At 68.5% G+C, this 26,824-nt stretch carries 17 protein-coding genes and 2 pseudogenes (1 of these 19 cut by a window edge); 10 read left to right on the top strand and 9 right to left on the bottom strand.

Going from position 1 to position 26,824, the window contains the following annotated elements; translation table 11 throughout:
* Positions 1-16: 16 nt before the first annotated feature.
* The 4 genes from ACSYGN_RS04890 to ACSYGN_RS04875 all read left to right on the top strand — a co-directional run bounded on the left by ACSYGN_RS04890 (position 17) and on the right by ACSYGN_RS04875 (position 5,947).
* Positions 17-2,749, top strand: a complete 2,733-nt coding sequence (locus ACSYGN_RS04890; RefSeq protein ID WP_460392173.1) for a heavy metal translocating P-type ATPase — start codon at positions 17-19, stop codon at positions 2,747-2,749.
* A 166-nt stretch (positions 2,750-2,915) separates the two neighbouring features.
* Positions 2,916-3,548 (top strand): hypothetical protein, encoded by a 633-nt coding sequence (locus ACSYGN_RS04885; RefSeq protein ID WP_460392171.1) that lies wholly within the window; start codon positions 2,916-2,918, stop codon positions 3,546-3,548.
* A gap of 139 nt (positions 3,549-3,687) precedes the next feature.
* Positions 3,688-4,215, top strand: a complete 528-nt coding sequence (locus ACSYGN_RS04880; protein ID WP_460392169.1) for a hypothetical protein — start codon at positions 3,688-3,690, stop codon at positions 4,213-4,215.
* A 100-nt stretch (positions 4,216-4,315) separates the two neighbouring features.
* Complete coding sequence (locus tag ACSYGN_RS04875; protein ID WP_460392167.1) at positions 4,316-5,947, top strand: multicopper oxidase family protein; 1,632 nt, start codon at positions 4,316-4,318, stop codon at positions 5,945-5,947.
* A gap of 85 nt (positions 5,948-6,032) precedes the next feature.
* Here ACSYGN_RS04875 and ACSYGN_RS04870 read toward each other — a convergent pair whose 3' ends face one another.
* From ACSYGN_RS04870 to ACSYGN_RS04855, 4 genes are all read right to left on the bottom strand, one after another.
* Entirely contained in the window at positions 6,033-7,073 is a 1,041-nt protein-coding gene (locus ACSYGN_RS04870) for a C40 family peptidase (RefSeq protein ID WP_460392165.1), read from the bottom strand.
* Positions 7,074-7,349: 276 nt separating this feature from the next.
* On the bottom strand, positions 7,350-7,721 hold the full coding sequence (locus ACSYGN_RS04865) for a BlaI/MecI/CopY family transcriptional regulator (RefSeq protein WP_460392163.1): 372 nt from the start codon (positions 7,719-7,721) through the stop codon (positions 7,350-7,352).
* A gap of 97 nt (positions 7,722-7,818) precedes the next feature.
* Positions 7,819-8,505 carry an ABC transporter ATP-binding protein gene (locus ACSYGN_RS04860; RefSeq protein ID WP_460392161.1) on the bottom strand — a complete coding sequence of 229 codons (687 nt, stop codon included), beginning with the start codon at positions 8,503-8,505 and terminating at the stop codon, positions 7,819-7,821.
* The gene (locus tag ACSYGN_RS04855; RefSeq protein ID WP_460392159.1) at positions 8,502-9,599 is read right to left on the bottom strand and encodes an ABC transporter permease; all 1,098 of its coding nucleotides are present in this window, start codon (positions 9,597-9,599) and stop codon (positions 8,502-8,504) included. Before ACSYGN_RS04855 ends, ACSYGN_RS04860 begins: the two co-directional genes overlap by 4 nt.
* A 169-nt stretch (positions 9,600-9,768) precedes the next feature.
* Between ACSYGN_RS04855 and ACSYGN_RS04850 the strand changes: the two genes are divergently transcribed.
* From ACSYGN_RS04850 to ACSYGN_RS04835, 4 genes are all read left to right on the top strand, one after another.
* Entirely contained in the window at positions 9,769-11,016 is a 1,248-nt protein-coding gene (locus tag ACSYGN_RS04850) for a sensor histidine kinase (RefSeq protein ID WP_460392157.1), read from the top strand.
* The gene (locus tag ACSYGN_RS04845) at positions 11,013-11,648 is read left to right on the top strand and encodes a response regulator (RefSeq protein WP_460392155.1); all 636 of its coding nucleotides are present in this window, start codon (positions 11,013-11,015) and stop codon (positions 11,646-11,648) included. The genes ACSYGN_RS04850 and ACSYGN_RS04845 overlap by 4 nt, the downstream gene beginning before the upstream one ends.
* Before the next feature lie 95 nt (positions 11,649-11,743).
* Positions 11,744-12,001 carry a hypothetical protein gene (locus ACSYGN_RS04840; protein ID WP_460392153.1) on the top strand — a complete coding sequence of 86 codons (258 nt, stop codon included), beginning with the start codon at positions 11,744-11,746 and terminating at the stop codon, positions 11,999-12,001.
* Between the two features lie 591 nt (positions 12,002-12,592).
* Positions 12,593-13,837, top strand: a complete 1,245-nt coding sequence (locus ACSYGN_RS04835) for an IS110 family RNA-guided transposase (RefSeq protein WP_460392151.1) — start codon at positions 12,593-12,595, stop codon at positions 13,835-13,837.
* Positions 13,838-14,221: 384 nt separating this feature from the next.
* Here the strand turns inward: ACSYGN_RS04835 and ACSYGN_RS04830 are convergent.
* The 5 genes and pseudogenes from ACSYGN_RS04830 to ACSYGN_RS04810 form a co-directional block, all read right to left on the bottom strand.
* A pseudogene (locus ACSYGN_RS04830) lies at positions 14,222-14,519 on the bottom strand (transposase); the annotation flags it as partial.
* A 17-nt stretch (positions 14,520-14,536) separates the two neighbouring features.
* A complete protein-coding gene (locus ACSYGN_RS04825; RefSeq protein WP_460403235.1) occupies positions 14,537-15,622 on the bottom strand; it encodes an IS110 family RNA-guided transposase in 1,086 nt (361 codons plus the stop codon).
* Positions 15,623-15,853: 231 nt separating this feature from the next.
* Positions 15,854-16,653: pseudogene (locus ACSYGN_RS04820) on the bottom strand (IS630 family transposase); the annotation flags it as partial.
* Positions 16,654-16,852: 199 nt separating this feature from the next.
* Positions 16,853-17,413 carry a hypothetical protein gene (locus tag ACSYGN_RS04815; RefSeq protein ID WP_460392149.1) on the bottom strand — a complete coding sequence of 187 codons (561 nt, stop codon included), beginning with the start codon at positions 17,411-17,413 and terminating at the stop codon, positions 16,853-16,855.
* Between the two features lie 8 nt (positions 17,414-17,421).
* Positions 17,422-18,183, bottom strand: a complete 762-nt coding sequence (locus ACSYGN_RS04810; RefSeq protein ID WP_460392147.1) for a thioesterase II family protein — start codon at positions 18,181-18,183, stop codon at positions 17,422-17,424.
* Between the two features lie 429 nt (positions 18,184-18,612).
* Between ACSYGN_RS04810 and ACSYGN_RS04805 the strand changes: the two genes are divergently transcribed.
* Positions 18,613-18,828, top strand: a complete 216-nt coding sequence (locus tag ACSYGN_RS04805; RefSeq protein WP_460392145.1) for an MbtH family protein — start codon at positions 18,613-18,615, stop codon at positions 18,826-18,828.
* Between the two features lie 137 nt (positions 18,829-18,965).
* A protein-coding gene (locus ACSYGN_RS04800) for a non-ribosomal peptide synthase/polyketide synthase (RefSeq protein ID WP_460392143.1) crosses the window boundary here: on the top strand, positions 18,966-26,824 show its start. 8,230 nt of this gene lie beyond the right edge of the window; the window shows 7,859 of its 16,089 coding nt (coding positions 1-7,859); its start codon is at positions 18,966-18,968; the stop codon falls past the right edge of the window.

Raw genomic sequence — 26,824 nt, 5'->3', positions numbered from 1 at the left:
GGTGAAGGAGTCCGTCATGAACCTGGCCGACCTGATCGTGATCTTCGTCTCCGCAGTCGCCGTCGCCGCGATGGGCTGGTTCTTCTTCGGCCCGCGCCGGGCGCGGTCTGCGGAACTCTCCCACGGCGTGCAACGGGCGGAGGTGACCGTACGCGGTGGATACAGCCCGGACGTGATCCGGCTGCGTCAGGGGGTTCCGGCGGAACTGGTCTTCGACCGTCAGGAGTCAGGCGAGTGCACCAACAGGGTCGTCTTCCCGGACTTGCGCGTGAGCGCCGCGCTGCCGGCGTACGAGCGCACGACGGTCCGGCTCACCCCGCAGCGGCCGGGGTCGTTCGGATTCGCGTGCGGGATGAACATGATTCACGGCACGGTGCTGGTCGAGCCCGGTGAGGAGCCGGGCGCGAACGGCTACGCCCCGCCCGGTGAGGACACCGAGACGCCGGCCGGTCGTACCCTGTCCGCGGGGCCGACCGAGGGGCAGGCCGCCGACGCCGAAGCGGCCGAGGCCGCCGAGCGGCGGGCCGAGATCCGGGATCTGAGCCGTCGCGTGGCCTTCGGCGCAGTCCTGACGGCGCCCGTGCTGTTCGCCGTCATGGCGCACGAGGTGTTCGGCGCGGACTGGGTGCCAGGCTGGATGCTGAATCACTGGCTGCAGTGGGCGCTGATCACCCCCGTGATGTTCTATACGGGCTGGCCGATCCACCGCATCGGCTGGCTGACCCTGGCCCACCGCGCCGCGGACATGAACTCGCTCATCACGCTGGGTACCACGGCCGCGTACGGCTACAGCCTTCTGGTGACCGTCGCCCCCGGGGTGCTGCCCGAGGACGTGCGCGAGGTGTACTTCGAGGCGGTCGGGGTGATCCTCACCCTGATCCTGCTCGGACGGCTGCTGGAGGCCAGGGCCAAGGCCGGCACCGGCGAGGCCATCCGCGCCCTGCTGGGGCTCCAGGCGCGCACTGCCCGCGTGATACGCGAAGGGGTCGAGGCCGAGATCCCGGTGGAGGACGTGCAGGTCGGCGACGAGGTCGTCGTACGGCCCGGCGAGAAGGTGCCGGTGGACGCGGAGGTGCTCTCCGGCTCCTCCGCGGTGGACGAGTCGATGGTCACGGGCGAGTCGATACCCGTCACCAAGCGCGCGGGGGACACCGTGATCGGGGCGACCGTCAACGGCACCGGGTCCCTGCGCGTACGGGCGGTCAAGGTCGGCGCGGACACGATGCTCGCCCAGATCATCCGGCTGGTACGAGAGGCTCAGGCGTCCAAGGCGCCGATCCAGCGCCTCGCGGACGCGACGTCCGCCTACTTCGTGCCCGCCGTCATCGCCATCGCCATCGGCGCCTTCGCCCTCTGGTACACCGTCGGACCGGCGCCCGCGCTGACCCTCGCCCTGGTCTCTTCGGTCGCCGTCCTGATCATCGCCTGCCCCTGCGCTCTGGGCCTGGCCACCCCGATGTCCATCATGGTCGGCACCGGCAAGGGGGCCCGCGCCGGCATTCTGATCCGCTCGGCCGAGGCCCTGGAGACCGCGCACAAGCTGGACACCGTCGTCCTCGACAAGACCGGCACCATCACCGCCGGGGCGCCCGTCCTCACCGACATCCGCCCTGCCGGTGACGTCGGGAGCGACCGGTTGCTCGCCCTGGCAGCCGCGGCCGAACGCGACAGCGAGCACCCGCTGGCCGCCGCGATCGTCGCCGGTGCCCGCCGGGCCGGTCTCGAACCGCCGACCGCGTCCGGGTTCGACTCGGTGACCGGCAAGGGCGTGCAGGCCACGGTGGACGGCCACGCCGTACTGGTCGGTGCGACCCGGCTGCTCGCCGATGCCGGCATCGACACCGCCGAACTCGAACCGATCGCGGTCGGGCTGTCGCAGCAGGGCAAGACGCCGGTGCTGGCCGCGATCGACGGCCGTCCGGCCGGGGTGCTCGCGGTGGCCGACACAGTCAAGGAGGACTCGGCCGCGGCCATCGGCGCGCTGCGCCAGATGGGCGTGGACGTGGTCATGCTGACCGGCGACAACCGGCGCACGGCCGCCGCGATCGCTGCCGAGGTCGGCATCGAGCGGGTGCTGGCCGAGGTCCTGCCCGAGCACAAGGCCGACGCCGTACGCACCCTCCAGGCCGAGGGCCGCCGGGTCGGCATGGTCGGAGACGGCATCAACGACGCCCCCGCACTGGCCGCCGCCGATGTGGGCCTGGCCATCGGCACCGGCACCGACGTGGCCATCGAGGCCGCCGACATCACCCTCATCTCGGGCTCGCTGTCCGGTGTCGTCACCGCGATCCGGCTGTCGCGGGCGACCATGCGCAACATCCGCCAGAACCTGTTCTTCGCCCTGGTCTACAACGCCGTCGGCGTCCCGCTCGCAGCCGGGGCCCTCTACCCCGTGTGGGGCATCCGGCTCAGCCCGATCATCGCCGCCGCCGCGATGGCCCTGTCCTCCCTGTCCGTTGTCACCAACGCCAACCGGCTGCGCCGCTGGAGGCCTGCCCCGTTGGGCGGCACCGCTCCGGCCACGGTCCAGCCACGCGTGGAGACCCCGGACGATCACAACGGACACCACGGCCACGACATCTCGGCCGGGACCACCACGGTCACCGACCCGGTCTGCGGCATGAGCATCAGCCCGGATGCAGCCGCCGAACAGCGTGAAATGGACGGCCACACCTACTACTTCTGCTCCCGGCAGTGCGCCACCATTTTCGACGGCGACCCCGCCCGGTACATCGGCGCGGGCGCGTAGGAGAGCCCCTCTCCACTCCGCCATTCCCTTTGACGCCTTTGCCCGCCACCTCTCGTGGGGCTGCGGGCAAAGGGTTCGTCATGTGCGCCGCCTGCTGAACGGTCGGAGGTGACTGGACGTACTAAGGACATCAGTAGAAACGTAGAACACGACAAGGGAGAACTCCGTGTCCCGGCATCGCATCGCCCTCGCCACGGCTGCAGGTATCGCCTCTGCCCTTCTGCTGGCCGCCTGTGCCTCGTCCACCGACAGCTCCGGCACCACCGGCACCACCGGCACCACCGGCACCACCGGTGCCGCTGCTCCCGCCGGCAGCGGTACGTCCACCGCCACCGGCGGTACGTCCACTGCCGCCGGCGGCATGGGGATGGTCAGCACCAATATGCTGATGGCCAAGCAGATGTCAGGCATGGGGACGGTCGTCACCGACGCCAAGGGCTGGACCCTCTACCGCTACGACAAGGACCAGGCGTCCCCCTCCATGTCGATGTGCAGCTCGACCTGCACGCAGACGTGGATGCCGGTCATGGCGGACGGCAGCGTCCAGGGCATGGGACTGAAGGCCAAGGCCGGCACCATGGTCCGCTCCGATGGCATGAAGCAGGTCACCCTCGCGGGCTGGCCGCTCTACCGCTACATGGGCGACACCAAAGCCGGTGAGATGAACGGCCAGGACAAGAGCGGTATGTGGCATGCCGTCACCCCGACGGGCAAGAAGGCGGCCATGGGTGCCGGTTCCGGGTCGGCGGGGAGCACGTCCGGATCGAGCGGCAGCATGTCGGGGATGCCGGGCATGTGACGGGAACGCCCGTCGGCTGGATCGAAGGTCCCGCGTCGATCGGTTTGCTGCCGACTCGTACCCGGGGCCCCTTGGTGGGCGAGATACCCCGGCGGGTACATTGGGCGCGTTCTGTCTGATGAAGCATGTGTGGAGAGCGATGACGACAGCCGCAGACCGGCGGCCGGGGGTCCACGGCAGCGCCGTACGCTGCGCGCGGGCCGTCGTCGTCGCGCTGCTCGCAGCACTCGCCGTACTCATCCACCACGACACGACCTCCATGGCCATGCCTGCCCGCGCCGCCGCGACGGCGATGGCCGGCATGGACCGGACCACCGCGGCCGGGAGCACGACGACGACCGCGGCCGGGATCATGAGGACGACCGCGGCCGGTACCAGGACGACGACCATCGTGGCCCTGACCACGACGACGACCACCGCGGCCGGACATGGCACAGCACTCCACGACGCGAACCTGGCCATGGACGATCACGGCTGCGCCTGCTCGGGCCCTGCCATGCAGCACTGCGCGGCCGGAGACGTCAGCACGGCGAAATTCACGCCGCCGCCCGCCGCCGTCCACGTCAGCCGAACCGACGCCTCCTTTGTGCTCGCCGGGCATGGCCTGCCGGGCACGTCACACCGTGCGCCACCTGATCTCTCCCTCCTATCCCGCTTGTTGATCTAGGCCGAGACCTCGCGAGCCACCGCCCGCCCGTCCCACGTACGTGAGCGGTGCCGCCCGCGCGAGGTCCGACGAACGGCACATCGACAAGAGGACTCCCACCATGAACAGCATCAACCGCCGCTCCGTCCTGCTGGCCGGGCTCGGCGCCGCGGGCGCAGGGGCACTCGCCGCGTGCAGCAGCGGCTCCGGTGACTCCAACGGCACGCCCTCCCTGGTCAGCCCTGACAGCAAGGTGGTCGCCGCTGTCGACAAGAAGCGCAAGCGCACCGGCAAGGTGCAGACCGTGACCCTCACCGCCGCATCGGCCGTACTCGATCTCGGCGGCGGGACGACGGCCAAGAGCTGGGCCTTCAGCGGGCGTACCCCGGGCAAGGAGATCCGGCTGTCGGCCGGTGACACCCTCGCGGCCGAGCTCAGCAACCAGCTGCCGAACCGGACCACCACGTCCATCCACTGGCACGGCATCGCCCTGCGCGCCGACATGGACGGTGTGCCCCCGGCCACCCAGGCCGCCGTACGGGCCGGCAGCACCTTCACCTACCGCTTCGTCACCGACGCCCCCGGCACCTACTTCTTCCACCCGCACGTCGGCACCCAGCTCGACCGCGGCCTGTACGCCCCCCTGATCGTCGAGGATCCCAGGGAGCCGCTGTCGTACGACGACGAGTGGATCGTCGTCCTCGACGACTGGATCGACGGCGTCACCGGCACTCCCGACGAGGTCTTCGCCGAACTCAAGCAGGGCATGGGAAGTATGGACGGGATGGACGGGATGGACGGGATGGACATGAGCGGGATGGACATGGGCGGCGGAGGTATGAGCGGCGGAAGCATGGGCGGGGCGAATGCCTCGCCGTCCACGTCGTCCTCCTCCTCGGGTGGCGGCATGTCGATGAAGTTCATGCTCACGGGCGCCGAGAGCAAGCTCCTCGGCGGCGACGCCGGTGACGTGAAGTACCCGTACCACCTGATCAACGGCCGCATCCCGGCCGACCCGGACGTCCACACCAGCAAGCCCGGCAAGCGTGTCCGGCTGCGCATCATCAACGCGGGCGGCGACACCGCCTACCGGGTGGCGCTCGGCGGCCACAAGATGACCATCACCCACACCGACGGTTTCCCGGTCCGGCATCGCCAGACCGACGCCCTGCTGATCGGCATGGGGGAGCGGTACGACGTCCTGGTCACCCTCGCCGACGGCGTCTTCCCGCTCGTCGCGCTCGCCGAGGGCAAGAACGCCGGCGGTATGGCGCTGATCCGCACCGGCTCCGGCAGCGCGCCCAAGCCCACCGTCCGCCCGGCGGAGCTGGGCGGCGAAATCGTGGCCGCCTCCCAGTTGGAGGCCGCGGACGATGTGCTGCTCGCTTCCAGGAAGACGGACCGGGTGCACCGCATCGAGCTGACCGGCGGCATGGGCATGTACAACTGGGGCATCAACGGCAAGCGGTTCGACATGAACAACCCGACCGCGAACCGGATCCTCGTCGAGCAGGGGCAGCGGGTCCGGCTGGACTTCGTCAACAGGACTACCATGTGGCACCCGATGCACCTGCACGGCCACACCTACCAGGTCGGTCCGAACGGACCGCGCAAGGACACCACGATCGTGCTGCCGAAGAAGACGGTGTCCGTCCACTTCGACGCGGACAACCCGGGCCAGTGGATGCTGCACTGCCACAACGCGTACCACGGCGAGGCGGGGATGATGGTGCCGGTGGCCTACCAGGCGTGACAGAACGAGGGGGAGCCGGCAGTCCGCCGGCTCCCCCTCGGATCGGGCATCAGGCCCTTCAGACCTGCTCCCCTCGGATCGGACTTCAGACCCGGACGCCGAACATGAAGGGTCCGCCGATCGTGCTCATCGACTCGTAGCGGACGAGGGCGCCGGTACGGGGTGCGTGCAGGATCTGGCCGTTGCCCGCATAAAGGCCGACGTGGTGCAGGTCGTTGAAGAAGAAGACCAGGTCGCCGACCTTGAGCTCGCTCACCGAGTAGATGCGGGTGCCTATGTTTGTCTGCTCCTGTGAGGTGCGGGGTATGGAGACGCCGGCCTGGGCGTACGCCCACGAGGTGAGGCCCGAGCAGTCGAAGGAGGACGGCCCCGAGGCGCCGTAGACATAGGGGACGCCGACCTTGGTCTGGGCGGCGGCGAAGGCCGCGGCGGCGCGGCTGCTGGCGGCGCTGGAGTTTCCGCCGAGGACGGTGCGTGCGCTGCTGCGGCTGGCGCGGCTCTCCTTGGCGGCCAGGGCGGCCTTCTCCTGCGCGGTCAGGGAGTTGAGGAGCTTTTGCGCCGCGACGAGCTTCGCCTGGACTGTCTTCTTCTGCCTGGCCAACTCGGTCCTGGTGGCCGCGAGGTCCTTGAGCTTCTCACTCGCCTCGGAGCGCTGCTGGGCGAGTGAGCGCTGCTTGTCCTGGACCTGCTTCAGTACCTGGACCTGCTGGCTGCTCAACTGGTCGAGCGTGGAGGCCTTGTCGAGGTAGTCGTCCGGGTCGGAGGACAGGAAGAGCTGGAGCGAGGGGTCGATACCGCCGGTGCGGTACTGGCCGGCCGCCATCGAACCGAGGCCGTCGCGGAGCTTGTTGAGTTCGTCCTGGCCGCGGGCGACGTTGTCCTGGATGGTGGAGATCTCCTTCTGGAGCTTCTCCTGCTTCTCCTTGGCCCCGTTGTACATCTCGCTGGCCTGCTCCTGCTCCTCGTAGAGCTTGTCGACCTTGGACTTGACCTCGTCCTTGCTCGGCTTGGCGCTCGGCGCGGCGTTGGCGGCGTTCGCGCTCAGGGCGACGGCAGCGGCGGCCGCGGTGGTCAGCACGGTCACACGTGCGCGGCTCGGCTGCCTGGATCGACGGTGGGACGCCACGGAGACGCGCTCCTTCATCCTTCAGCCGCCTACCGACACGCCGGTGGGCGGGGCCTCCGCCGTCACTCACCCGTTGTGCGTGATCATCCGCGCGGAGGTTCACGCTAGACCCTAGTGATGTCCTGTGATCAGATCAAACTAAGTAGCTAAGAAACTTAGTAGTTAGGCGCTCGTGGCCGCGGTTGACTGCGTGCCGTGAGGCGGGCGTGACGGTGCGTCGATTGTCACGATCCGGGTGATCCGGGTGATCCGGGCATTTTCGGGTGAAGGCCGCGCTTACTCGTCGGCGCGTTTTCCCGCCTGCCGCAGGGCTTTGCGCAGGGCGGTGAGTTCGGCGGGTGACATCTGGCCGACGAAGTGTGTCAGCGCTACGGGGCGGTCCTCGCTGGTGCTGAGAGCGTCCTCCATGAGGGCGGCGGAGTACTCCTCCCGGGTGCGGACGGGCTCGTACAGCCAGGCGCGTCCCTCTTTCTCCTCGCGCAGCAACCAGCCCTTGCTGTGGAGGATGTTCGCCACGGTCATCACGGTGGTGTAGGCGACGGGGCGTGTCCGGTTGATGTCGTCGACCACCTCGCGCACGGTCGCCGGGCGCCTCCACCTCCACAGGCGGTCCATGATCTCGGCCTCCAGATCACCCAGCCTTCTCATGCCCAGCGTCTCCCTCTGCACCGCGGTAATCAAGTCATCGTAAGGGGTGGTGAACGGCCGGTGGTGCCGTGCTCGATCCGCGTCCACTGAGCGTTCGTCAACGGCCCAACGGTGTACCGACGGTGAGCCTTCCGTCGCGGATCTCGGCGATGCGGTCGGCGGCGCTGAGGTGGGTCCGGTCGTGGGTGACGAGCACGGTGGCGGTGGCCCGCTGGTGGGTGAGGCGGGTGATCAGCTCGATGACGGCGGCGCCGCGTTCGTGGTCGAGGGCGCTGGTGGGTTCGTCGACCAGGAGGACGGTGGGATCGTTCATCAGGGCCCGGGCGATGTTGATGCGCTGGCGCTGGCCGCCGGAGAGCTGGTGGGGGCGGCGGTGGGAATGGTCGGCGAGACCGACGGCGTCCAGGAGTTCCATGGCCCGGCTGTACGCCTTCTTCGGTGAGCGGCCGTCGATGTGGGCCATGACCTGGAGCTGTTCGGCGGCGGTGAGGGAGGGCAGCAGGTTGGGCTGCTGGAAGACGATGCCGATCTTGTGGCGGCGTAGCTCGGTCAGTTCTCCGCGGGTCATGCCGGTGGTGGGGGTTTTGTCGATGGTGACGGTGCCGACGTCGGCGGTGACGAGGGTGGCGGCGACGGCCAGGAGGCTGGACTTGCCGGAGCCGGAGGGGCCGGTCACGGCGGTCAGGCTGCCCCTGGGCACGTCCAGGGTGACCCGGTCCAGGGCGGTCAGCCGGGAATCGCCGTCGGGGTAGGTGAGGGTGATACCGGTCAGGTTCAGGCTCATCGGGCGCTCCCCAGGGCGGTCAGCGGGTCGACGAAGGTGATGCGGCGGACGGACAGGCCGGCTCCGAGCACGCCGAGCAGGATCATCACCGCCGCCGGGACGAGGACGGTGGCGGGGGCGAGAACGAAGGGCACCGAGGAACCGGAGACGGCGGCACCGACAGCGGCGGCGATGCCGGTGCCGATCAGAGTGCCGCCGGTGAGCAGAACGACGGCCTGGCCGAGGGCGTCCTTCAGCAGGCCGGCCGTGGACGCGCCCAGCGCCTTCAGAACAGCGATGTCGCCGCTGCGCTGGATGGTCCACACGGTGAAGAAGGCGCCGATGACCAGGGCAGAGATGACGAACAGGAAACCGCGCATGAGCTGCAGGGAGCCGTTCTCGGAGGTGTAGGAGCCGATCGCGGACAGCGAGTCGCCCTTGGCGACGGTCCTGGTGCCCGCTGCGCGGTCGGCGGCGTCGAGGTCGGCGTCCGAGGTGGTGTTCAGGGCGATGACGGTCGCGGACTGCCAGTCGCTGCCGCCGACGACGGGCGGTGCGGTGCTGTGCCAGACGCCGAGGCTGGTCCAGATGACCGGTGTGTGACTGAAGTGGGCATCGCCCCGGACAGCGGCGACCGTCAGTCGCTGTGCGGCGAGGCTGAAGGCGTCACCGGGCTTCAGGCCCAGGTCGTCGGCAGCGGTTGTGGACAGTACCGCGTGGCGCTCGTCGAGCTTGCCACTCTCCGGCGCGAGTGGGGAGCCTGGCCGCACACCGAAGACGGAAACCCCGGTGCTCCTGTTCCTGTCTCCCGCTGCGGCCCTGGTCGTGGTGATGCCCAGCGGTTCGGCGCTGGTGACGCCCGGTGTCCTGGCCCACTGCTGCCACTGCTTCTCGGTGACGGTGGAGTCGGCGTACGACAGATCCTGCCCGGTGCCGGGAGCGGCGAAGGCGATCTTGTCGGCGGGCAGGGACGTGATCGCGGAGATGTTCTGCTGTTCCAGTCCGGCGGTCAGCCCGGACAGCAGTCCGACCAGCAGGGTGATCAGTACGATGACGGTCCCCATCAGGGCGAAGCGCCCCTTGGCGAACATCAGGTCTCTCCAGGCGACGAACACGGCCTCGGTCCTGTCCTCTCCAGTGGTGCCGGTACGCCTCCACCGTCGCCGCCATCCGCTTGCGCGGGCATCTGGCGCAGGAGGGCACTTCGCGGGCCGAAAGCAGGCAGGCCGGTTGTAACTTTCGGCAGAGGCCGGGACCGGTGGGTTTCTCTAGCCTGGGAGGACCGTGAACACCACCGCCACCACCGCCACCACTACGCCCCCGACAACGCGGGCCCTGGTCTGGTGCCTGCACCTGCTGGTCGTCGTCCTGCTCGCCCTGGCCGCGGGCCGCGCAGTGACCGACCGCCTGCCGCACGCCGCGGCGGTGGTCGTAGTGGTGGCACTGTGCGGGCTGGTCTACGCCGCCGGGCACTTCGTGCTGTCCCGCGTCCGACGGCCGCGGCGGGCCGCCGCACTGTGGCTGGCCGTGCTGAGCGCGGTCTGGCTGGTGCTTCTGGCCCTGTCCGCCGACGCCGTCTGGGTCGCCTTCCCGCTGTACATCCTCCAACTGCACCTGCTGCCCCGCCGTGTGGGCCTCGCCGCGGTGGCGGCAACCGTGACCGCGGCCGTCGTCGGCTTCACCGTCCACCAGGACTTCTTCAGCCCGGCCATGGCCATCGGCCCCGCGATCGGCGCCGCCGTCGCCATCGCCGTGGTGCGGGGCTATCAGGCCCTCTACCGGGAGAGTGAACACCGCCGCCGGCTGATCGAAGAACTCACCGCCACCCGCGCCGACCTCGCCACCGCCGAGCACACCGCCGGAGTCCTGGCCGAACGCGAACGCCTGGCCCGCGAGATCCACGACACCCTCGCCCAGGGCCTGACCAGCATTCAGCTCCTGCTGCGCGCCGCCGAACGCGCCCTCCCCGATCAGCCCGACAGGGCCGCCCGTCATGTGGAACAGGCCCGCCAGGCCGCCGTGGACAACCTCGCCGAGGCCCGCCGTTTCGTCGCCGCCCTCACGCCACCCGCCCTGGAGGACACGACGTTGGCCGACGCCCTGGACCGCCTGTGCGCCACCGCCGGAGCCCGCCACCGGCTCACCGCACACCTCCACCTCACCGGAACCCCGGCACCGCTGCCGACCGCGCATGAAGTCGCCCTGCTGCGCATCGCCCAGTCCGCCCTCGCCAACACGGTCCGCCACGCACAAGCCACCGCCGCGGACATCACCCTCGACTACACCGACGACCACGTCACCCTCCACGTCGTCGACGACGGCACCGGCTTCGACACCGGCCGACCCCCGGGCCCCGATCCGGGAAGCGGCGGCTTCGGCCTGGCCGCCATGCGCGCACGCACCCATGCCCTCGGCGGCACCCTGGTCATCGAGTCCGTCCCCGGCCAGGGAACGGCCCTGACCACCCGGCTGCCCCTGCCACCGCCCACCGAGATTCCGTCCACCGAGAGCGAACCCGAGGCCCACCCGTGACCGACAGCCCCATCCGCCTCCTCCTTGCCGACGACCACCCCGTCGTCCGGGCCGGGCTGCGCGCCGTACTGGAGACCGAACCCGGCCTCACCGTGGTGGCCGAGGCCGCCACCGCCGAAGCCGCCGTCGCCCGCGCCGCCGACGGCGACATCGACGTCGTCCTCATGGACCTGCGGTTCGGCAGAGGCATGAGCGGCGCCGAAGCCACCTCCGCCATCACCGCACGCCCCGGCGCACCCCGCGTACTGATCGTCACCACCTACGACTCCGACGCCGACACCCTGCCCGCCATCGAGGCCGGCGCCACCGGTTACCTGCTCAAGGACGCCCCGCCCGAGGAACTGGCCGCGGCCGTCCGCACGGCCGCCACCGGCCGCACCACCCTCGCCCCCACGGTCGCCGAAAGACTCATGAACCGGGTGCGCACGCCCGGTACCGCCCTGACCACCCGCGAGACCGAAGTCCTCACCCTGGTCGCCGAGGGCCTGTCCAACCAGGCCATCGGCGAGCGCCTCCACCTCACCGAGGGAACCGTCAAATCCCATCTCGCCCGCGTCTACGCCAAGCTCGACGTCGAGTCACGCACCGCCGCCGTGGCCGCCGCCGTCACCCTCGGCCTCATCCGCCGCTGAACAGCGGACAGTTCCCGCACAGCTGTCCCACGCCCCGATCCGTTGGCGACCGAAATGGCGGGACTGCTGTAGGACTGCGGGCGCCTGACCACGTCATGGCGTATCTGGCGGACGGCATGGCGGCGGAGCAGGAGCAGGAGATCCTGTGGCTGCTGTTGGCCTTTGTCGCGGGGGAGGTGGACGGCGACTCGGTCGAGGACAGTCTTCAGATGCGTTGCGTGGCGACCGTCCGCGACGGTCTGTGGCTCCTCTACCGGGCGTTTCTTGATGCCAGTGGTCCTGTGGCCAAGGGGTACGCCGACGATGTGCTGGACATCGTGGAGTGGGACCCCGTGAGGCTGGCGCAGTACTGAGCCCGGTGACCCTGTCGGCGGCAACCGACCGGTTCGCGTAGTTCGGCGCCAGGCCGATCGGCTCTGGCCGACGGACACGCAGCGCCGAGCGCCGTCCGGCCTCGTGGCGCACGCACCGTCAGGCCAGTCGGCTGCTGGTCGGCTCAGTCCTGGAAGCAAGAGGAAAACCGTGCCGTTGTAGGGTGAGGAACGCCCTTGACCTGCATGTGCAGGCAGGGAGCCGACCATCTGGGAGTACCTAATGCTGCGTACCATGTTCAAGTCCTACATCTAACATCTGGGCATTTCCGCAGGTCAGCGACCCAGCGCACCTTCGGTGCGCGCCGGGGGCGTGGTAAATCCTGTGGCGCGCGCTGGGCGTGCTTCTGTCTGCTCTGACGGGGGTTGATGTCGGTACGGGACGCTGGAGAGGTTCGTACCGGCCGAAACCGATAGCTCTGTGATGCCGGTGAGCTCGCAGGTCAGCGTGGTGCCGAGGGCCGTCCACGGGAACCGTGGAGTGTTGCTGCGAGCACGTGCGTCAGAATTCCTGATTCACCCTGGCCCTCCCGGAACGGCGTACCACCCGGCCGTCGAGGGAGGGATCAAGACGTGGACGTGCTGCACGAACGCTGCGCCGGTGTGGACATCGGCAAGAAGGACGCCAAGGCATGCGTCCGCACCCCCAGTACCAAGCGGCGGGGGTCGTTCACGACCGAGACCACCACCTGGAAATCGACGACGAACGCGGTACTCGCCCTGCGCGATCACCTGCTCGCCGCCGAGGTCACCCTGGTCGTGATCGAGGCGACCTCGGACTACTGGAAGCCCTTCTACTACCTGCTGGCCGACGAGCTGAACGTGATCCTGGTCAACGCGCGGCAGGTCAAGAACCTGCCCGGCCGCAAGACGGACGTCTCGGATGCGGCCTGGCTGGCCCAACTCGGAGCACACGGCCTGGTGCGCGCTTCGTTCGTGCCACCCCAGCCGGTGCGCGAGCTGCGGGACCTGACCCGCACCCGCACCCAGATGACCCGCGAGCGCGGTCAGATCGTCCAGCGTCTGGAGAAACTCCTCGAAGACACCGGGATCAAGCTCTCCGCGGTCGTGTCCGACATCATGGGCGTCTCAGGCCGGGCCATGCTGGAGGCGTTGACCGGCGGGGAACGCGACCCGCAGACCCTTGCGGAGTTGGCCAGGCGCAAGCTCCGCAACAAGATCCCCGAGCTCACCGAGGCACTGACCGGACGATTCCGCGCCCACCACGCGTTCCTGACCCGGCTGCATCTGGACCACTACGACCAGCTCACCGACGCGATCCGGCAGCTGGACACGCGGATCGAGGAGGCGATGGCCCCCTTTCGTCCCGCGCTCGACCTCCTCGACACGATCCCCGGGATCAACCGGGCCGTCGCCGAGGTGATCATCGCGGAGACCGGCGGCGACATGAGCCGGTTCGCCTCCGCCAAGCACCTCGCGTCCTGGGCCGGCGTCTGCCCCGGCCACCACGAGTCCGCCGGCCGCACCAAGAGCGCCAGGGTCCGCCCCGGCAACCCCTACCTCAAAGGCGCCCTCGGCCTGGCCGCCTTCGGCGCGGTGAGAACCAGGGACACCTACCTGCAGGCCCGTTACAAGCGGCTCACCGCCCGCCGCGGCCCGCTCAGGGCCCTCGTCGCCGTCGAGCACTCGATCATCACCGCGATCTGGCACATGCTCACCGACAACGTCGCCTACCACGAACTCGGCGGCACCTACTTCGCCCAACGCGACCCCGAACGCGCCACCCGCCGCGCGATCAACGCACTCAACCAACTCGGCTACACCGTCACCCTCAACCCGCCGGAAGACACGGCCTGACCGACCCGAGCCAGGACACCCGGCGACCGCCACGGCCACCGGGCAGCCAGCCCTGCCCACACACACCCTGACCTGCTGCTATTTACGCGTCAGCGCCGTGCTGTTGAAGTCCAAGTCAGCAAGTAGTCAGCATCGGTCCGATCGCGTTCCGCCGTTGCTGACGTCGGAGACGGCAGTAGGGGATGCCGGCGGCCTCAAAGGGGGAGGCGTCGCCGTACCGTGCAACCGCCGAGCTCGCCGACTCCCACGAGATGCAGGAGTCCGTCGTGATGAGCTATTCGGCCAGGTCGCGCAACTGCCGGCAACTGCGTGGGACCACAGTCGGCAAGTGACGTCCACGGCCAGGACCAGCCGGCCGTCGGCAGCCCGCAGCAGTGTCACTGAGGTTGAACTCGCGGTGGCGGGCCGGCGATCATCCGCCACCCATGATCAGCCCGGTCTCGGTGAGGCAGCCGTCGATCAGGTCCGACCGGTACTGGATCTTCTTGAGCTTGCGCTTCATGACGCGAGCCAGGTGGTCGAGATTGGCGGCGGCGAAGTCGGCCAGGCCGCGCTTGACCAGCGACCAGATGCCCTCCTGCGGATTGAGCTCAGGAGCATACGGCGGCAACTGGAACACCGTCAGCCACTCCTCGTTCTCCACGAAGAACAACGCGAGCTCGTCGACCAGATGGACGTTGAGGATGCCCCTATGTTGCGTCAAGCAGCGGCAGGCGGGGCAGCGAGGGCCGGGGTCGGCTGAATGTGGCAGTAGATCTCGCGGGCGACGTAGCGTTTGAGGCAGCGGATGATCTCGCGTTTCGACATGCCTTGCTTTGTGCGTCGTTCGAGGTAAAGACGTGTTCGGGCGTCACGGCGGAGGCGGGTCACGACGATCCGGTAGAGGGCGGCATTGGCCTGCCGGTTTCCACCGCGGTCCAGCCTGCGACGCTGGGTCTTCCCAGACGACTGCTCGACGGGGCTGACGCCGCACAGAGCCGCGAACGATGCCTCACTGGCCAGCCGTTCCGGATTGTCGCCGGCCGCGATCAACAGGGCAGCAGCGCTGTCAGGCCCGACGCCGATGATGTCAAGAAGCTGCGGCCGGCAGCGACGCACAGCCTTGGTGACCCGCCGGGCGAGTTCCTTCACCTCGGCGGTCAGCTGCTGGATGCGCCGGGCCAGCAGCCGGAGCGTGAAGACGGCTGCATCGTCTGGGTCGGGAAGGTCGGCGCATGTGGTGATCAGGGCTGCGTTGGTGAGGTTGGAAAGTGCCTCGCGCAGCTCGGGATCGATGCCGAGCAGTACGGCCTTGAGTTGGTTCTTCGCCTGTGTGCGGGCCTTGACGGCCGACTCCTTCGCCAGCCGGAGCACGCGCATGTCGGCCGCCGGCCCCTGGCCTGTCTTGGGTGTGACGTCGGCGCGTCCGGACAGCACCGCTCGGGCTGCGGCCTCCGCATCGACGGCGTCGGTCTTGCCGCGCTTGCGGCGCAGGGCGCGGTCAGGCTGATTGACTTCGATGACCTGGACGTTCTCCCGGCTCAGGAAGCGTGTCAGTGCCGCTCCGTAGGAGCCGGTGCACTCCACTCCTGCTCGGCGCAGAGCGCCGAAAGAGCGTGCCCAGGAGAGCAGTTGGCGGTAACCGGCGGCGGTAACCGGGAACTCCTGGTGGGCCAGGAGCGCCCCGAGCGAGGTGACTACCGCAGCGACGTGCACGTCCTTGTGGGTGTCCACGCCCAGGATCACGTCCTCCGCCGGGGGTTCTTCCGGCTGTGCGGGCAGGGTCGGCTGGGGCAAGCTGGTGATGGTCACGCGGCTCCTCGATCGGCACGGGGCTGTGGACGACGTCGGACCGGTGACCGGTCAGAACTGTGACGGTGCCTTGTGCGGCAAGGCCCCTATCGGGACACGCTCACCGGTCCGACGGCGGCAAGCACCGCCCGGGACCACAGGCCGACAGATCCTCAACAAGGCAGCCAAGGCCAGTTGTCCCACGGGTCAGACCCTGGCCCCGGACAGCGCCCCACGAGTCTCACAGTTGTCCCAAACCCAGACCACGGGGGTCTTGAGCTGGTTGTGCGCTACGACGATCAGGTCCCGGTAGTCCTGCCATCCGAAGCTCTTCGCCTCACCCTTCCGTCCCCGGTACACGTGCAACCGGTAGATCAGACGCGATCGTTCGCCGCTCTTGTAGCAAACCAGTCCCGCCACGGAGACCCGTCCCCGGTTCGAACCACGCACTCGTACCACCGGTGTCCGGCCCTGCGGCGCCCACGTGTGCCCCTTCGGCGGCCTCAGACCCTGTCCTGCCTCGTCCTCGAAGCAGATGTAGGCATCCTTGGCCGCCGCGGTGGCTTTACCGTCTCCCACACCTCACTCCGCCACCGCTCGACACTCGCGTCGTCCCGCTCCAGCGCCCGCCGGGTCGGCACCTGCGGGGACCAGCCGTGCCACCGCATCAACTTCCAGACCCCCTGCACCGTGTACTCCACCAGGAACAATCGGATGATCAGCGCACGGATCCGCACCAGCGTCCAGCCCTGCTCCTCGTCCCAGCCGTGCGCCAGAGTGCCACGCTCCAACTCCCGTACGAGACGCTCCCATTGCGCAGGGCTCAGAAGTTCCACGCACATCGGCCCCTTCGACCGCAGCGCCTCCGCCCCGCCCTCGCGCCACGTCCTGCGCCACTTCTCCACCTGACGCTCCCCGACCCGAAGCGCACGCGCGACGTCCGTGGTCTTCTCCCCACGCGCGAACCGCTCCGCGGCCTCCAGCCTCAACTGCTCACGAGCCGCCTGCTCCTTCGGCGTCAGCCCGCCTCCCTGCGGATATCTCATCCCTCCGGCATACCGCAACGATCACGAAACGTCAGACCCCCACCAGCCACTGCGAGTTCAACCTCAGCACCGTACTCGCCGCACGCCGCAGCCTGAATCCACAGCGTGATCAATTCGATACTTCTCGCGTAATACGGCCGCCAGCGACACCGCCCGGCGACGCGGCCGGCCGGTGTCTGGTTGCTGGGGGCTCGCCTGGTCAGATCAGGTGAATGGCGGTGCGGCCCGAAACTGCTGACTTTGGGCCGTAGCAGTAGGAGCCTCGAACCGTCGAAAGAAGTACGGAGTCGAGGGACTCGGCGATTTGACTGGAGAAGCATGAAGCGAGCACTTCGGGACCCACCAGCCGACGGTCAGCGCAGTTTGCGTACGCTTGCCCGGCCGCGACCGTGTCGATGACTGAAGCCCTCACGAGGTCGAAACCGCCCTGCTCGTGGAACGACCGCAACTCGATGCCCGGGAGCTTGGCATGTTCCCACGTGCATTCGTCATCCCAACAGGTCCGCATGCCGGATGCCACGGCCAGTGCTTCGCTCGATGCCACCAACCGGATTGCACCGCTGAGAGCGCCCCCGCGAATGACAACTGCTGCAGATGTATGGGACGTTGCTATTTGGTAAAGAGCAAAAGAATCGGCGACAGCGGTACTGCCCACGGCGCCCAAGAGTTCGTCCGGGGTAACCATTGCAGATCTATCCTCATTGTTGAGTTGGAGTCGCATCACCCATACCGATGTTTTCGGCTCGGGTGCCTCGCGCATGTCTGTGATCAGTTGGACAGAGAGCGGTAGATGCGTCTGGTGACATCCTGGATCAGGATCCGCTCGTGCCGGATTACGAAGAAGTGCCCACCTGGCAGAACACTTTCCTGAACGCCGTTGCGGATCACGTCGGACCAGTCGCGCACGTCGTCGGCGTCGGTTCCCGGATCACCTGAACCCCGGTAGAAGACGGCGGTGGTATCCAGAGGGTTGGGCTGCTCACTGCGGCGGTACGTCTGGCAGATCTTGAAGTCGGCGCGGATCGCCGGCAGGGCCAGCTCACGCAGCTCGGGGTCAGCCAGTACCTGGGTGTCGGGACTCCCCAGAACTTCCAGTTCCTTCAGCAGCGCCTGGTCGTCGTCACAGTCGATGTCCAGTCGCCGCACCCGATGCGGTGCCTTGCGCGCGGCCAGGAACAGCGGAATGCCCGCGATTTCGTGCGTTGCCTCCAGGCGTGCGGCGACCTCGAAGGCCACCGAAGCTCCCATGCTGTGTCCGAAGAAGGCCAACGGTCGGTCGGCGAGTGGGAGGAGCGACATGGTGATCGCGGCGGCGAGCCCTTCCATGGAGCGTTCGCAGTCCTCGCCCAAGCGCTCCTGGCGGCCAGGGTACTGAACCGCCATCACGTCGATCTCGGAGGGGACCGCATCGGGCCACGCGCGGTAGAAGCTGGCTGCAGAGCCCGCCGGTGGAAAACAGATGAGGCGAGCCTTCACGTTCGCTGCCGGTCGGAACCGGCGCAACCACCGGGTCTGGTCATCGGACCGCATGGGCATCGCGTACGGGCTCTCACTACTCTGGCGTTGCGTCAGTTGGGTGTGTGGTCTGTCCACCCCGGTCCTTCCCCTGTTCATAGCCGGTCCGTCCCGCTGGGCCGGGCTCGGTCCGGCAACTGGGCGGACGGTATCCGGACTCCCTTACGGAGCGTCAAATCGTGTTTGCCGTACGGCCTTTAGGAGGGAACATACGTCCTTGACGCGCGCGGATGTAGATACTTATGATCGCTACGTAAGTAGTCAAGACTGTCCGGACATTCCCCTACGCAGGGGCCCGGCAGGGCTTCTGCTGCGGGGGCTTGGGAGACGTTTTCTGTCCAACCGATTGCTTGACCAGGCGTCGGTTTTTCTGGCGTTGCCTTGTAATCCTGCCGCCACCCTGTCACCGGATGCACCCACGGTTCAGCGGAACGAGGTTGCGGCATGACCAATCCCTTCGAGGACGCAGACGGTACGTACCTGGTGCTGGTCAACGACCAGGAGCAGTACTCCCTGTGGCCCAGTAAGATCGACGTCCCTGCCGGCTGGCGGGCCGTACTCGAGGCGGCCCCGCGCCAGAAGTGCGTCGAGTACATCGATGCCCACTGGGTGGACATGCGGCCCAAGGACCTCCGCGAGGCCATGTCCGCTGGCTCCTGAGTCCGGACCGAACCCAGCCGTTGAGGCTGCCGGACTGAGCACCAACGCGGCTGGGTTCTACTAACGATCAGATCCATCACCAGGGCCGCTGACCACGGACGCCTGGGAGTTGCGTTCACTTCAGGGGAAGACTTCAGGTGTCTGGTACTCGTGCGTCCTGGCCGCTGTCCGCTGCTCAATCGGGCATCTGGTTCGCCCATCAACTGGGCGTCACGGATCTCGAGTACAACGTGGCGCAATGCGTCGAGATCCACGGCGCCGTCGACGAAGAGGCCTTCCAGCGGGCCATGCGTCAACTCCTGGTGGAGACGGAGACCTTCCGGGTCTCCTACGCGGAGGAGGACGGCGAGGTACGCCAAACCCTAAAGCCGGAGCATGGGCCGGGCCTCGTGTTCTACGACCTGTCCGGGGAGCCTTCGCCCGACAAGGTCGCCGAGCCGATCGTCCGCGTGGACCTGGCCCGCCGACTCGACCTCCTGAAGGGCGACTGCCAGTACGCCTTCCACCTGTTCAAGCTCGCCGAGGACCGATTCCTCTGGTATCAGCGCGGTCACCACGTCGCCGTGGACGGCTACGGCGGCGCCCTGTTCACCCGTCGGCTCGCCGAGATCTACAACGCGCTCATCGCCGGTGTCACCCCCGCCGACACCCCCTTCGCCTCCCTCGGCGACCTCCTCGCCGAGGAGCGCGCCTACCGCGCCTCCGACGCTTTCGTGCGGGACCGTGAGTACTGGTCGGCACGCCTCGCCGACCACGAGCCCGGCACTTCCGCGCACACCGCGCCCCGTGCCAGGACCGCCGGATCCGAGGAATCCCCCTCACCCACCGCCGTACGGTTCACCTCCCACCTGCCGGCCGCCGCCGGAGAGGCGCTGCGAGTCCTCGCGCGCGAGGCAAGGACCCACTGGTCCGTCGTCCTCACCGCCGCCACCGCCGTCTACTTCCAGAGCCTGACCGGCTCGTCCGACGTCGTGCTCAGCTTCCCCGTCGCGGCGCGCACGAGCGCGGTGTCGCGCCGCACCCCCGGCATGGTCTCCAACGTCGTCCCCCTGCGGGTGTCCGTTCCTGCCGGCCACACGTTCAGGCAGACCATCGCCGAGACGGCACGCGAGATGAAGGTAGCGCTGCGCCACCAGCGCTACCGCCACGAGGACATGGTGCGCGACACCGGAGCGGGCACCGGCGGGGGGCGCTTCCTCGGCCCCATGGTCAACGTCATGTCCTTCGACGACGACCTGTCCTTCGGCGGCCACCGCGCCACGGTGAGCAATCTCGCCAACGGCCCCGTCGATGACCTGGCGTTCGCGGTGTACGACCGGGCCGGGGAGAGCGGCCTGCGCATCGACCTCGACGCCAACACCTCCCTGTACACGGCCGACGAAGCCGCCCTGCACCTGGAGCGGTTCGAGCGCGTGCTCGCGATACTCCTCGCCGACCCGCAGATCCAGGCCGGGCGCGTCGACGTCTTGTCCGAAGACGACCGTCGACGCGTCCTGCACGAGTGGAACGACACGGCTACCGACAGCCTCGCCGACGGCCCGCCCCTGCTGGCAGCGGCCTTCGAGCGACAGGCAGCGCGCACCCCCGACGCCGCGGCCCTCGTGTGCGAAGGCACCCGGCTGTCGTACGCGGAACTCAACAGCCGCGCGAACCGGCTCGCCCGGCTGCTCGTCGAGCAGGGCGCGGGCCCTGAGCGCACCGTAGGCCTCGCCCTGCCCCGTTCCGTCGACCTCGTCGTTGCCATGTATGCGGCGGTCAAGGCAGGCGCGGCCTACGTGCCGCTGGACCCGGAGTACCCGGTCGGCCGCCTCCACGACATCCTTGCCGACGCCAGGCCCGTCACCGTGCTGGCCTGCGGGGCCACGGCTGATCTGCTTCCCGAGGACACCCACCGGATCCTCGTTGACGACCCCGGAATGGGCGCGTCACTGTTCACCGGCCCCGATGCCGATCTGACCGATGCCGACCGCACGGTACCGCTGCTTCCCTCCCACCCCGCGTACGTCATTCACACGTCCGGCTCCACAGGGCGCCCCAAGGGCGTGCTGGTCACGCACGAGGCGATCGACAACCGGCTGGTCTGGATGCAGGCGGACCATCCGCAGGGCGAGGGAGACCGTGTCCTGCAGAAGACCTCTGCGGGCTTCGACGTGTCCGTGTGGGAGTTCTTCTGGCCCCTGCGGGTCGGGGCGACCCTCGTGCTGGCGAAGCCCGGCGGGCACAAGGACCCCGTGTACCTCGCGGACCTGATCCGGACCGAGCGGATCACCACCCTTCACTTCGTGCCGTCGATGCTCGCCGTGTTCCTGGCGGAGCCCAACGCCGCGAGCTGCGCGGACACCGTTCGCACCGTGTTCTGCAGTGGCGAGGCCCTGCCGCTGGACCTGGCCGAAGCCTTCTCCGAGACCTTCGGTGACACCCGGCTCCTCAACCTGTACGGACCCACCGAAGCCGCGGTCGACGTGACCGCCTGGGAGTACCGGGAAGGCACCGGGACCGGCAGCGCGCCGATCGGCCGCCCCGTGGCCAACACGCGTGTCCACGTCCTCGACCGCCGCCTGCGGCCCGTCCCCGTGGGCGTGACAGGAGAGCTCTACCTGGCCGGCGTGCAGCTGGCCCGCGGATACCTGAACCGGCCCGACCTGACGGTCGAGCGGTTCGTCGCCAACCCCTACGGCGCCCCCGGCGAGCGCATGTACCGCACGGGCGACCTGGCCCGCTGGCGCAGCGACGGCACCGTCGAGTTCCTCGGACGCGCCGACTCCCAGGTGAAGATCCGGGGTTTCCGTGTCGAACTCGGCGAGGTCGAAGCCATCCTGACGGCACGTGATGACATTTCCCAGGCCGTAGTCGTGACCCACGACCGGCAGGGCGAGATGCACCTCGTCGCCTACGTCGTCCCGGCCTCCGGCGTCGCGGTCGACAGCGTCGAACTGCGCCGGGCGCTGGGCATGCGCCTGCCGGAGTTCATGGTGCCGTCGGTGGTCGTGGTGTTGGGCGCGTTGCCGTTGACAGCGAACGGGAAGCTGGACCGGCGGGGTCTGCCGGCTCCGGAGTTCGGCGGTGGAGAGGTTTCGCGTTTGGCGCGTTCGGCGCGTGAGGACGTGTTGTGCGGGGTGTTCGCCCAGGTCCTGGGCGTGGAGCGGGTGGGGGTCGAGGAGAGCTTCTTCGATCTGGGTGGGCATTCGCTGTCGGCGACCCGTGTGGTGAGCCGGGTGCGTGCGGTGCTGGGCGTGGAGTTGCCGCTGCGTGCTGTGTTCGAGGCGCCCTCGGTGGCGTTGCTGGCGGAGTGGATCGGTCGTGCGGAGGGTGCGCGGGCCGGTGTGGTGGCCATGGAACGCCCAGCGGTGGTGCCGTTGTCGTTCGCGCAGCGTCGGATGTGGTTCCTGAACCGTTTGGAGGGCGCCGACGCGTCCACCTACAACGTCGCCTTCTCCCTGCGACTGGGTGGCGTGCTGGACGAGGAAGCGCTGGAAGCGGCGCTGGCTGACGTCGCCGAGCGCCACGAGTCCCTGCGCACGGTGTACCCGGAAGACCAGGCCGGCCAGCCGTACCAGCACGTCCTGTCCGCCCAGGAGGCCGGCACTTCCCTGACCACGGGCACCGGCGGCGAGGCCGACCTGCAGAGCTCCGCCATGGAGTTCACCGCACGTGGCTTCGATCTCACTGTTGAAGTCCCTTTCCGTGCACGCCTGTTCAGGCGAGACGAGACCTCGCACATCTTGGTGCTGGTTCTGCACCACATCGCGGCCGACGGCTGGTCGATGGCGCCGTTGGCGCGGGATGTGGCGGCCGCGTACGAAGCGCGGGTCACTGGTGGTGCTCCGGCATGGGAGTCGTTGCCGGTGCAGTACGCGGACTATGCACTGTGGCAGCGGGAGTTGCTGGGCGAGGAGTCCGAACCGGGCAGTGTGCTGAGCCGCGAGGTGGCGTACTGGCGGGAGGCTCTGGCGGGGATGCCGGAGCAGTTGGAGCTGCCGACGAACCATCCGAGGCCCGTGGTGGCCACATTCGGTGGTGACAGCGTTCCGGTGGAGATCGGAGCGGAGCTGCACGCGTCGCTGGCCCAGCTCGCCCGGGAGTCGGGCGCGAGCGTGTTCATGGTGCTTCAGGCTGCGTTTGCGGCGTTGTTGTCGCGTTTGGGTGCGGGTACGGACATCCCGATCGGTTCGCCGATCGCGGGTCGTACGGATGAGGCGTTGGATGATCTGGTCGGGTTCTTTGTGAACACGTTGGTGCTGCGTACGGATGTGTCGGGTGATCCGACGTTCCGTGAGCTGGTGGCACGTGTGCGGGAGGCGGACCTGGCGGCTTACGCCAATCAGGATGTGCCGTTCGAGTACCTGGTGGAGGTGCTGAACCCGGCGCGTTCGATGTCCCGGCACCCGCTCTTCCAGGTCATGCTCGTCCTCCAGAACAACGACCAGGCCGACCTGAACCTGCCAGGGCTGGACCTGGAGGTCGAACAGCTGGGCACGCAGACCTCGAAGTTCGATGTGCTGCTGTCCGTGCGCGAGCAGTCCGGCACGGATGGCCAGATGCGCGGGCTCGAGGGGCACTTGGAGTTTGCGACTGACTTGTTCGACCGTTCCTCGGCGGTGTGTCTGGTGGAGCGGTTCGTTCGTCTGCTGGCTGGGGTCGTGACATCGCCGGATGTGCGGGTGGGGTCGGTTGAGGTGCTGTCGGTGGGTGAGCGTGGGGAGTTGGTTTCGGGGTTCAATGACACGGCGGTGGAGGTGCCGTGGGTGTCGTTGCCTGAGTTGTTCGCTGGGCGGGTTGCGGAGTGTCCGGGTGCGTTGGCTGTGGTGTTCGAGGGTGTGCGGCTGACGTATGCGGAGTTGGATGCGGCGTCGGATCGGTTGGCGCGTGTGTTGCGTGGGGCGGGTGCGGGGCCGGAGGCGACGGTGGCGTTGATGTTGCCGCGTTCGCAGTGGTTGCCGGTGGCGTTGCTGGCCGTGGTGAAGACGGGCGCTGCCTACCTGCCGGTGGATCCGGAGTATCCGGCGGACCGGATCGCGTACATGTTCGCGGACGCTGATCCGGTGTGTGTGATCACGGCCACTGAGACTGCTGACAGCATTCCCGCCGACGTGTCTGCTGTGAGGTTCGTTGTTGACGAGCCTGGTTTTGAGCGGGTTCTGGCCGGGGTTCCTTCGGGTCCGGTCGAGGTGGTGGGTCTGCGGCCTGAGCATCCGGTGTATGTGATCTATACGTCGGGTTCGACGGGGCGTCCGAAGGGTGTGGTGTTTCCGGCTGGTGCGTTGGCGAATTTGTTGGTGTGGCATGCGGGTGTGATGCCGGCTGGGGTGGGTGTGCGGACGGGTCAGTTCGCGGCGTTGAGTTTTGATGCGGCGGCGCAGGAGATGTTTTCGGCGTTGTGGCAGGGCAAGACGTTGGTGGTGCCGCGGGATGAGGTGCGGCGTAATCCGGTGGAGTTGGTGCGCTGGTTCGAGGCGCATCGGGTGAGTGAGCTGTTTGCTCCGATGCCGATGGTTGAGGCGGTTGCGGAGGCGGCTGCTGAGCTGGGTGTGTCGTTGTCTGGGTTGCGGGATGTGGCGCAGGCGGGTGAGGCGCTGGCGGTGCATGAGCGGGTGCGGGAGTTCTTCGCTTCGGTGCCGGGTCGGCGGTTGCACAACTATTACGGGCCGACCGAGTCGCACGTGATCACGGCACTGACTCTTGAAGGTGGGCCGGAGTCGTGGCCGGTGTTTCCGTCGATCGGTGCGCCGGTGGCCAACAGCCAGGTGTATGTCCTGGACGGCAACCTCCAGCCCGTGCCGGTGGGCGTGGCCGGCGAGCTCTACCTGGCGGGTGTGCAGCTGGCGCGTGGTTATCTGAACTGTCCGGGGTTGACGGCGGAGCGTTTCGTCGCCAACCCGTACGGGGCTGCGGGTGAGCGGATGTATCGCACGGGTGATCTGGCTCGCTGGACCTCTGATGGGACGGTGGAGTTTCTGGGGCGTGCTGACTTCCAGGTGAAGATCCGTGGCTTCCGTGTCGAACTCGGTGAGGTGGAGGCGGCGCTGGCCGCGGATCCGCAGGTCGCTCAGGTGGCGGTGGTCGCCCGTGAGGACCGGCCGGGAGACAAGCGGCTGGTGGGATATGTGGTGGGCGTGCCGGGTGCCTGCGTCGACCCGTCTGGGCTGCGTCGGTTCGTCTCGGAGCGGCTGCCGGAGTTTATGGTTCCGGCTGCGGTGATGGTGCTGGAGTCGTTCCCGGTGACGGCGAACGGCAAGCTGGACCGTCGTGCGCTTCCCGCGCCCGAGTACGCCTCCGCGGCCGCCTCGCGGGCTCCGCGCAATCCGCGCGAGGAAGTCCTGTGTGCGGTCTTCGCCGAAGTCCTCGGCCTGGACAAGGTCGGCATCGACGACAGTTTCTTCGACCTGGGCGGCCACTCCCTCCTCGCCACCCGCATCGCCAGCCGCATCCGCACCGAACTAAATGTAGAAATTCCGCTTCGGGCCCTGTTCGAGACGCCGACCGTCGCCCAACTCGCCGACCACATAGGCAAGGCAGACACCGCGCGCATGCCGCTCGTCGTGGCGGAGAGGCCGGCACACGTACCACTCTCGTACGCCCAGCGGCGACTGTGGTTCCTCAGCCGGTTCGAGGGCGAGGACTCCGCGACGTACAACCTGCCCATAGCCCTGCGTCTCACGGGCGCGCTGGACCGTAACGTGCTCGAAGCGGCTCTGTGCGATGTCGTCGAGCGGCACGAGTCCCTGCGCACCGTCTTTCCCGAGGGCCCAGACGGCACTCCGTTCCAGGAGGTGGTGGTCGGCGCGCGGGCCCACATCGCGTTGGACGTGACGGTTGGCCCCCCGGAGGGCCTGGCGGACCTGGTCGCCGAGACCACCGGCCAGGGCTTCGACCTGACCTCCGAATTGCCTCTGCGCGCACGTCTTTTTGCGCTGGACGAGGAGACCCACGTCCTGGTGGTGGTGCTGCACCACATCGCGGGCGACGGCTGGTCCATGGCGCCCCTCGCGCGGGACATTGCGACCGCGTACGAGGCCCGCACCGAGGGCCGTGTCCCGGACTGGGAGCCGTTGCCGGTCCAGTACGCCGACTACACGCTCTGGCAGCAGGCAACGCTGGGTGATGAATCGAACCCGGACAGTGTGCTCAACGCCCAGTTGGCGTACTGGACGTCGGCTCTGACCGACCTCCCCGAGCAGTTGGCCGTCCCCACCGACCGGCCGCGTCCGGTCGTCGCCTCGTACCGGGGCGACACGGTCCCGTTCGAGATCGACGGTGAACTCCACGCGGGACTTGCCGGATTGGCCCGGGAGTCCGGCGCGAGCATGTTCATGGTGCTGCAGGCCGCGCTGGCCACGCTGCTGTCCCGGCTGGGAGCCGGTATGGACATTCCGATCGGCTCGCCGATCGCCGGCCGTACCGACGAAGCCCTCGACGATCTGGTCGGGTTCTTCGTCAACACGCTCGTCCTGCGCACGGATCTCTCCGGTGATCCGACTTTCCGTGAGCTGATCGAGCGCGTACGGGAGACGGACCTGGCTGCTTACGCGCACCAGGATGTGCCCTTCGAGCACCTCGTCGATGCTCTCAACCCGGCCCGCTCCATGTCCCGTCACCCGCTCTTCCAGACGATGCTGGTGCTGCAGAACAACGACCGGGCAGACCTCAGCCTGCCCGGCCTGACCGTGTCGACCGGCACGGATATGGGCGTGGTGGCGCCCGCCGCTCGCTTCGACCTATGCATGTACCTCACAGAGCACGAGGTGGAGCATGCGGGGCTCGTGGGTGAGCTGGAGTTCGCCATGGACCTCTTCGACCGGGCGTCGGTGGAGGAACTGGTGGCGCGCTTCGCGCGCGTGCTGCGTGCCGCCGTGCTCCGGCCCGATCAGGCGCTGAGCGAGTTCGATGTCCTCTCCGAGGCCGAGCGGCACCGGATCGTGGAGGAATGGAACGACACCGGGGTCGACGTGCTCCAGGCCCCGCTGCCGGACCTGTTCGAGCGGCAGGTGCGGCGTAT

It is taken from the genome of Streptomyces sp. YIM S03343, assembly GCF_054729195.1.
This window is presented reverse-complemented; position numbering and strand designations above follow the sequence as displayed.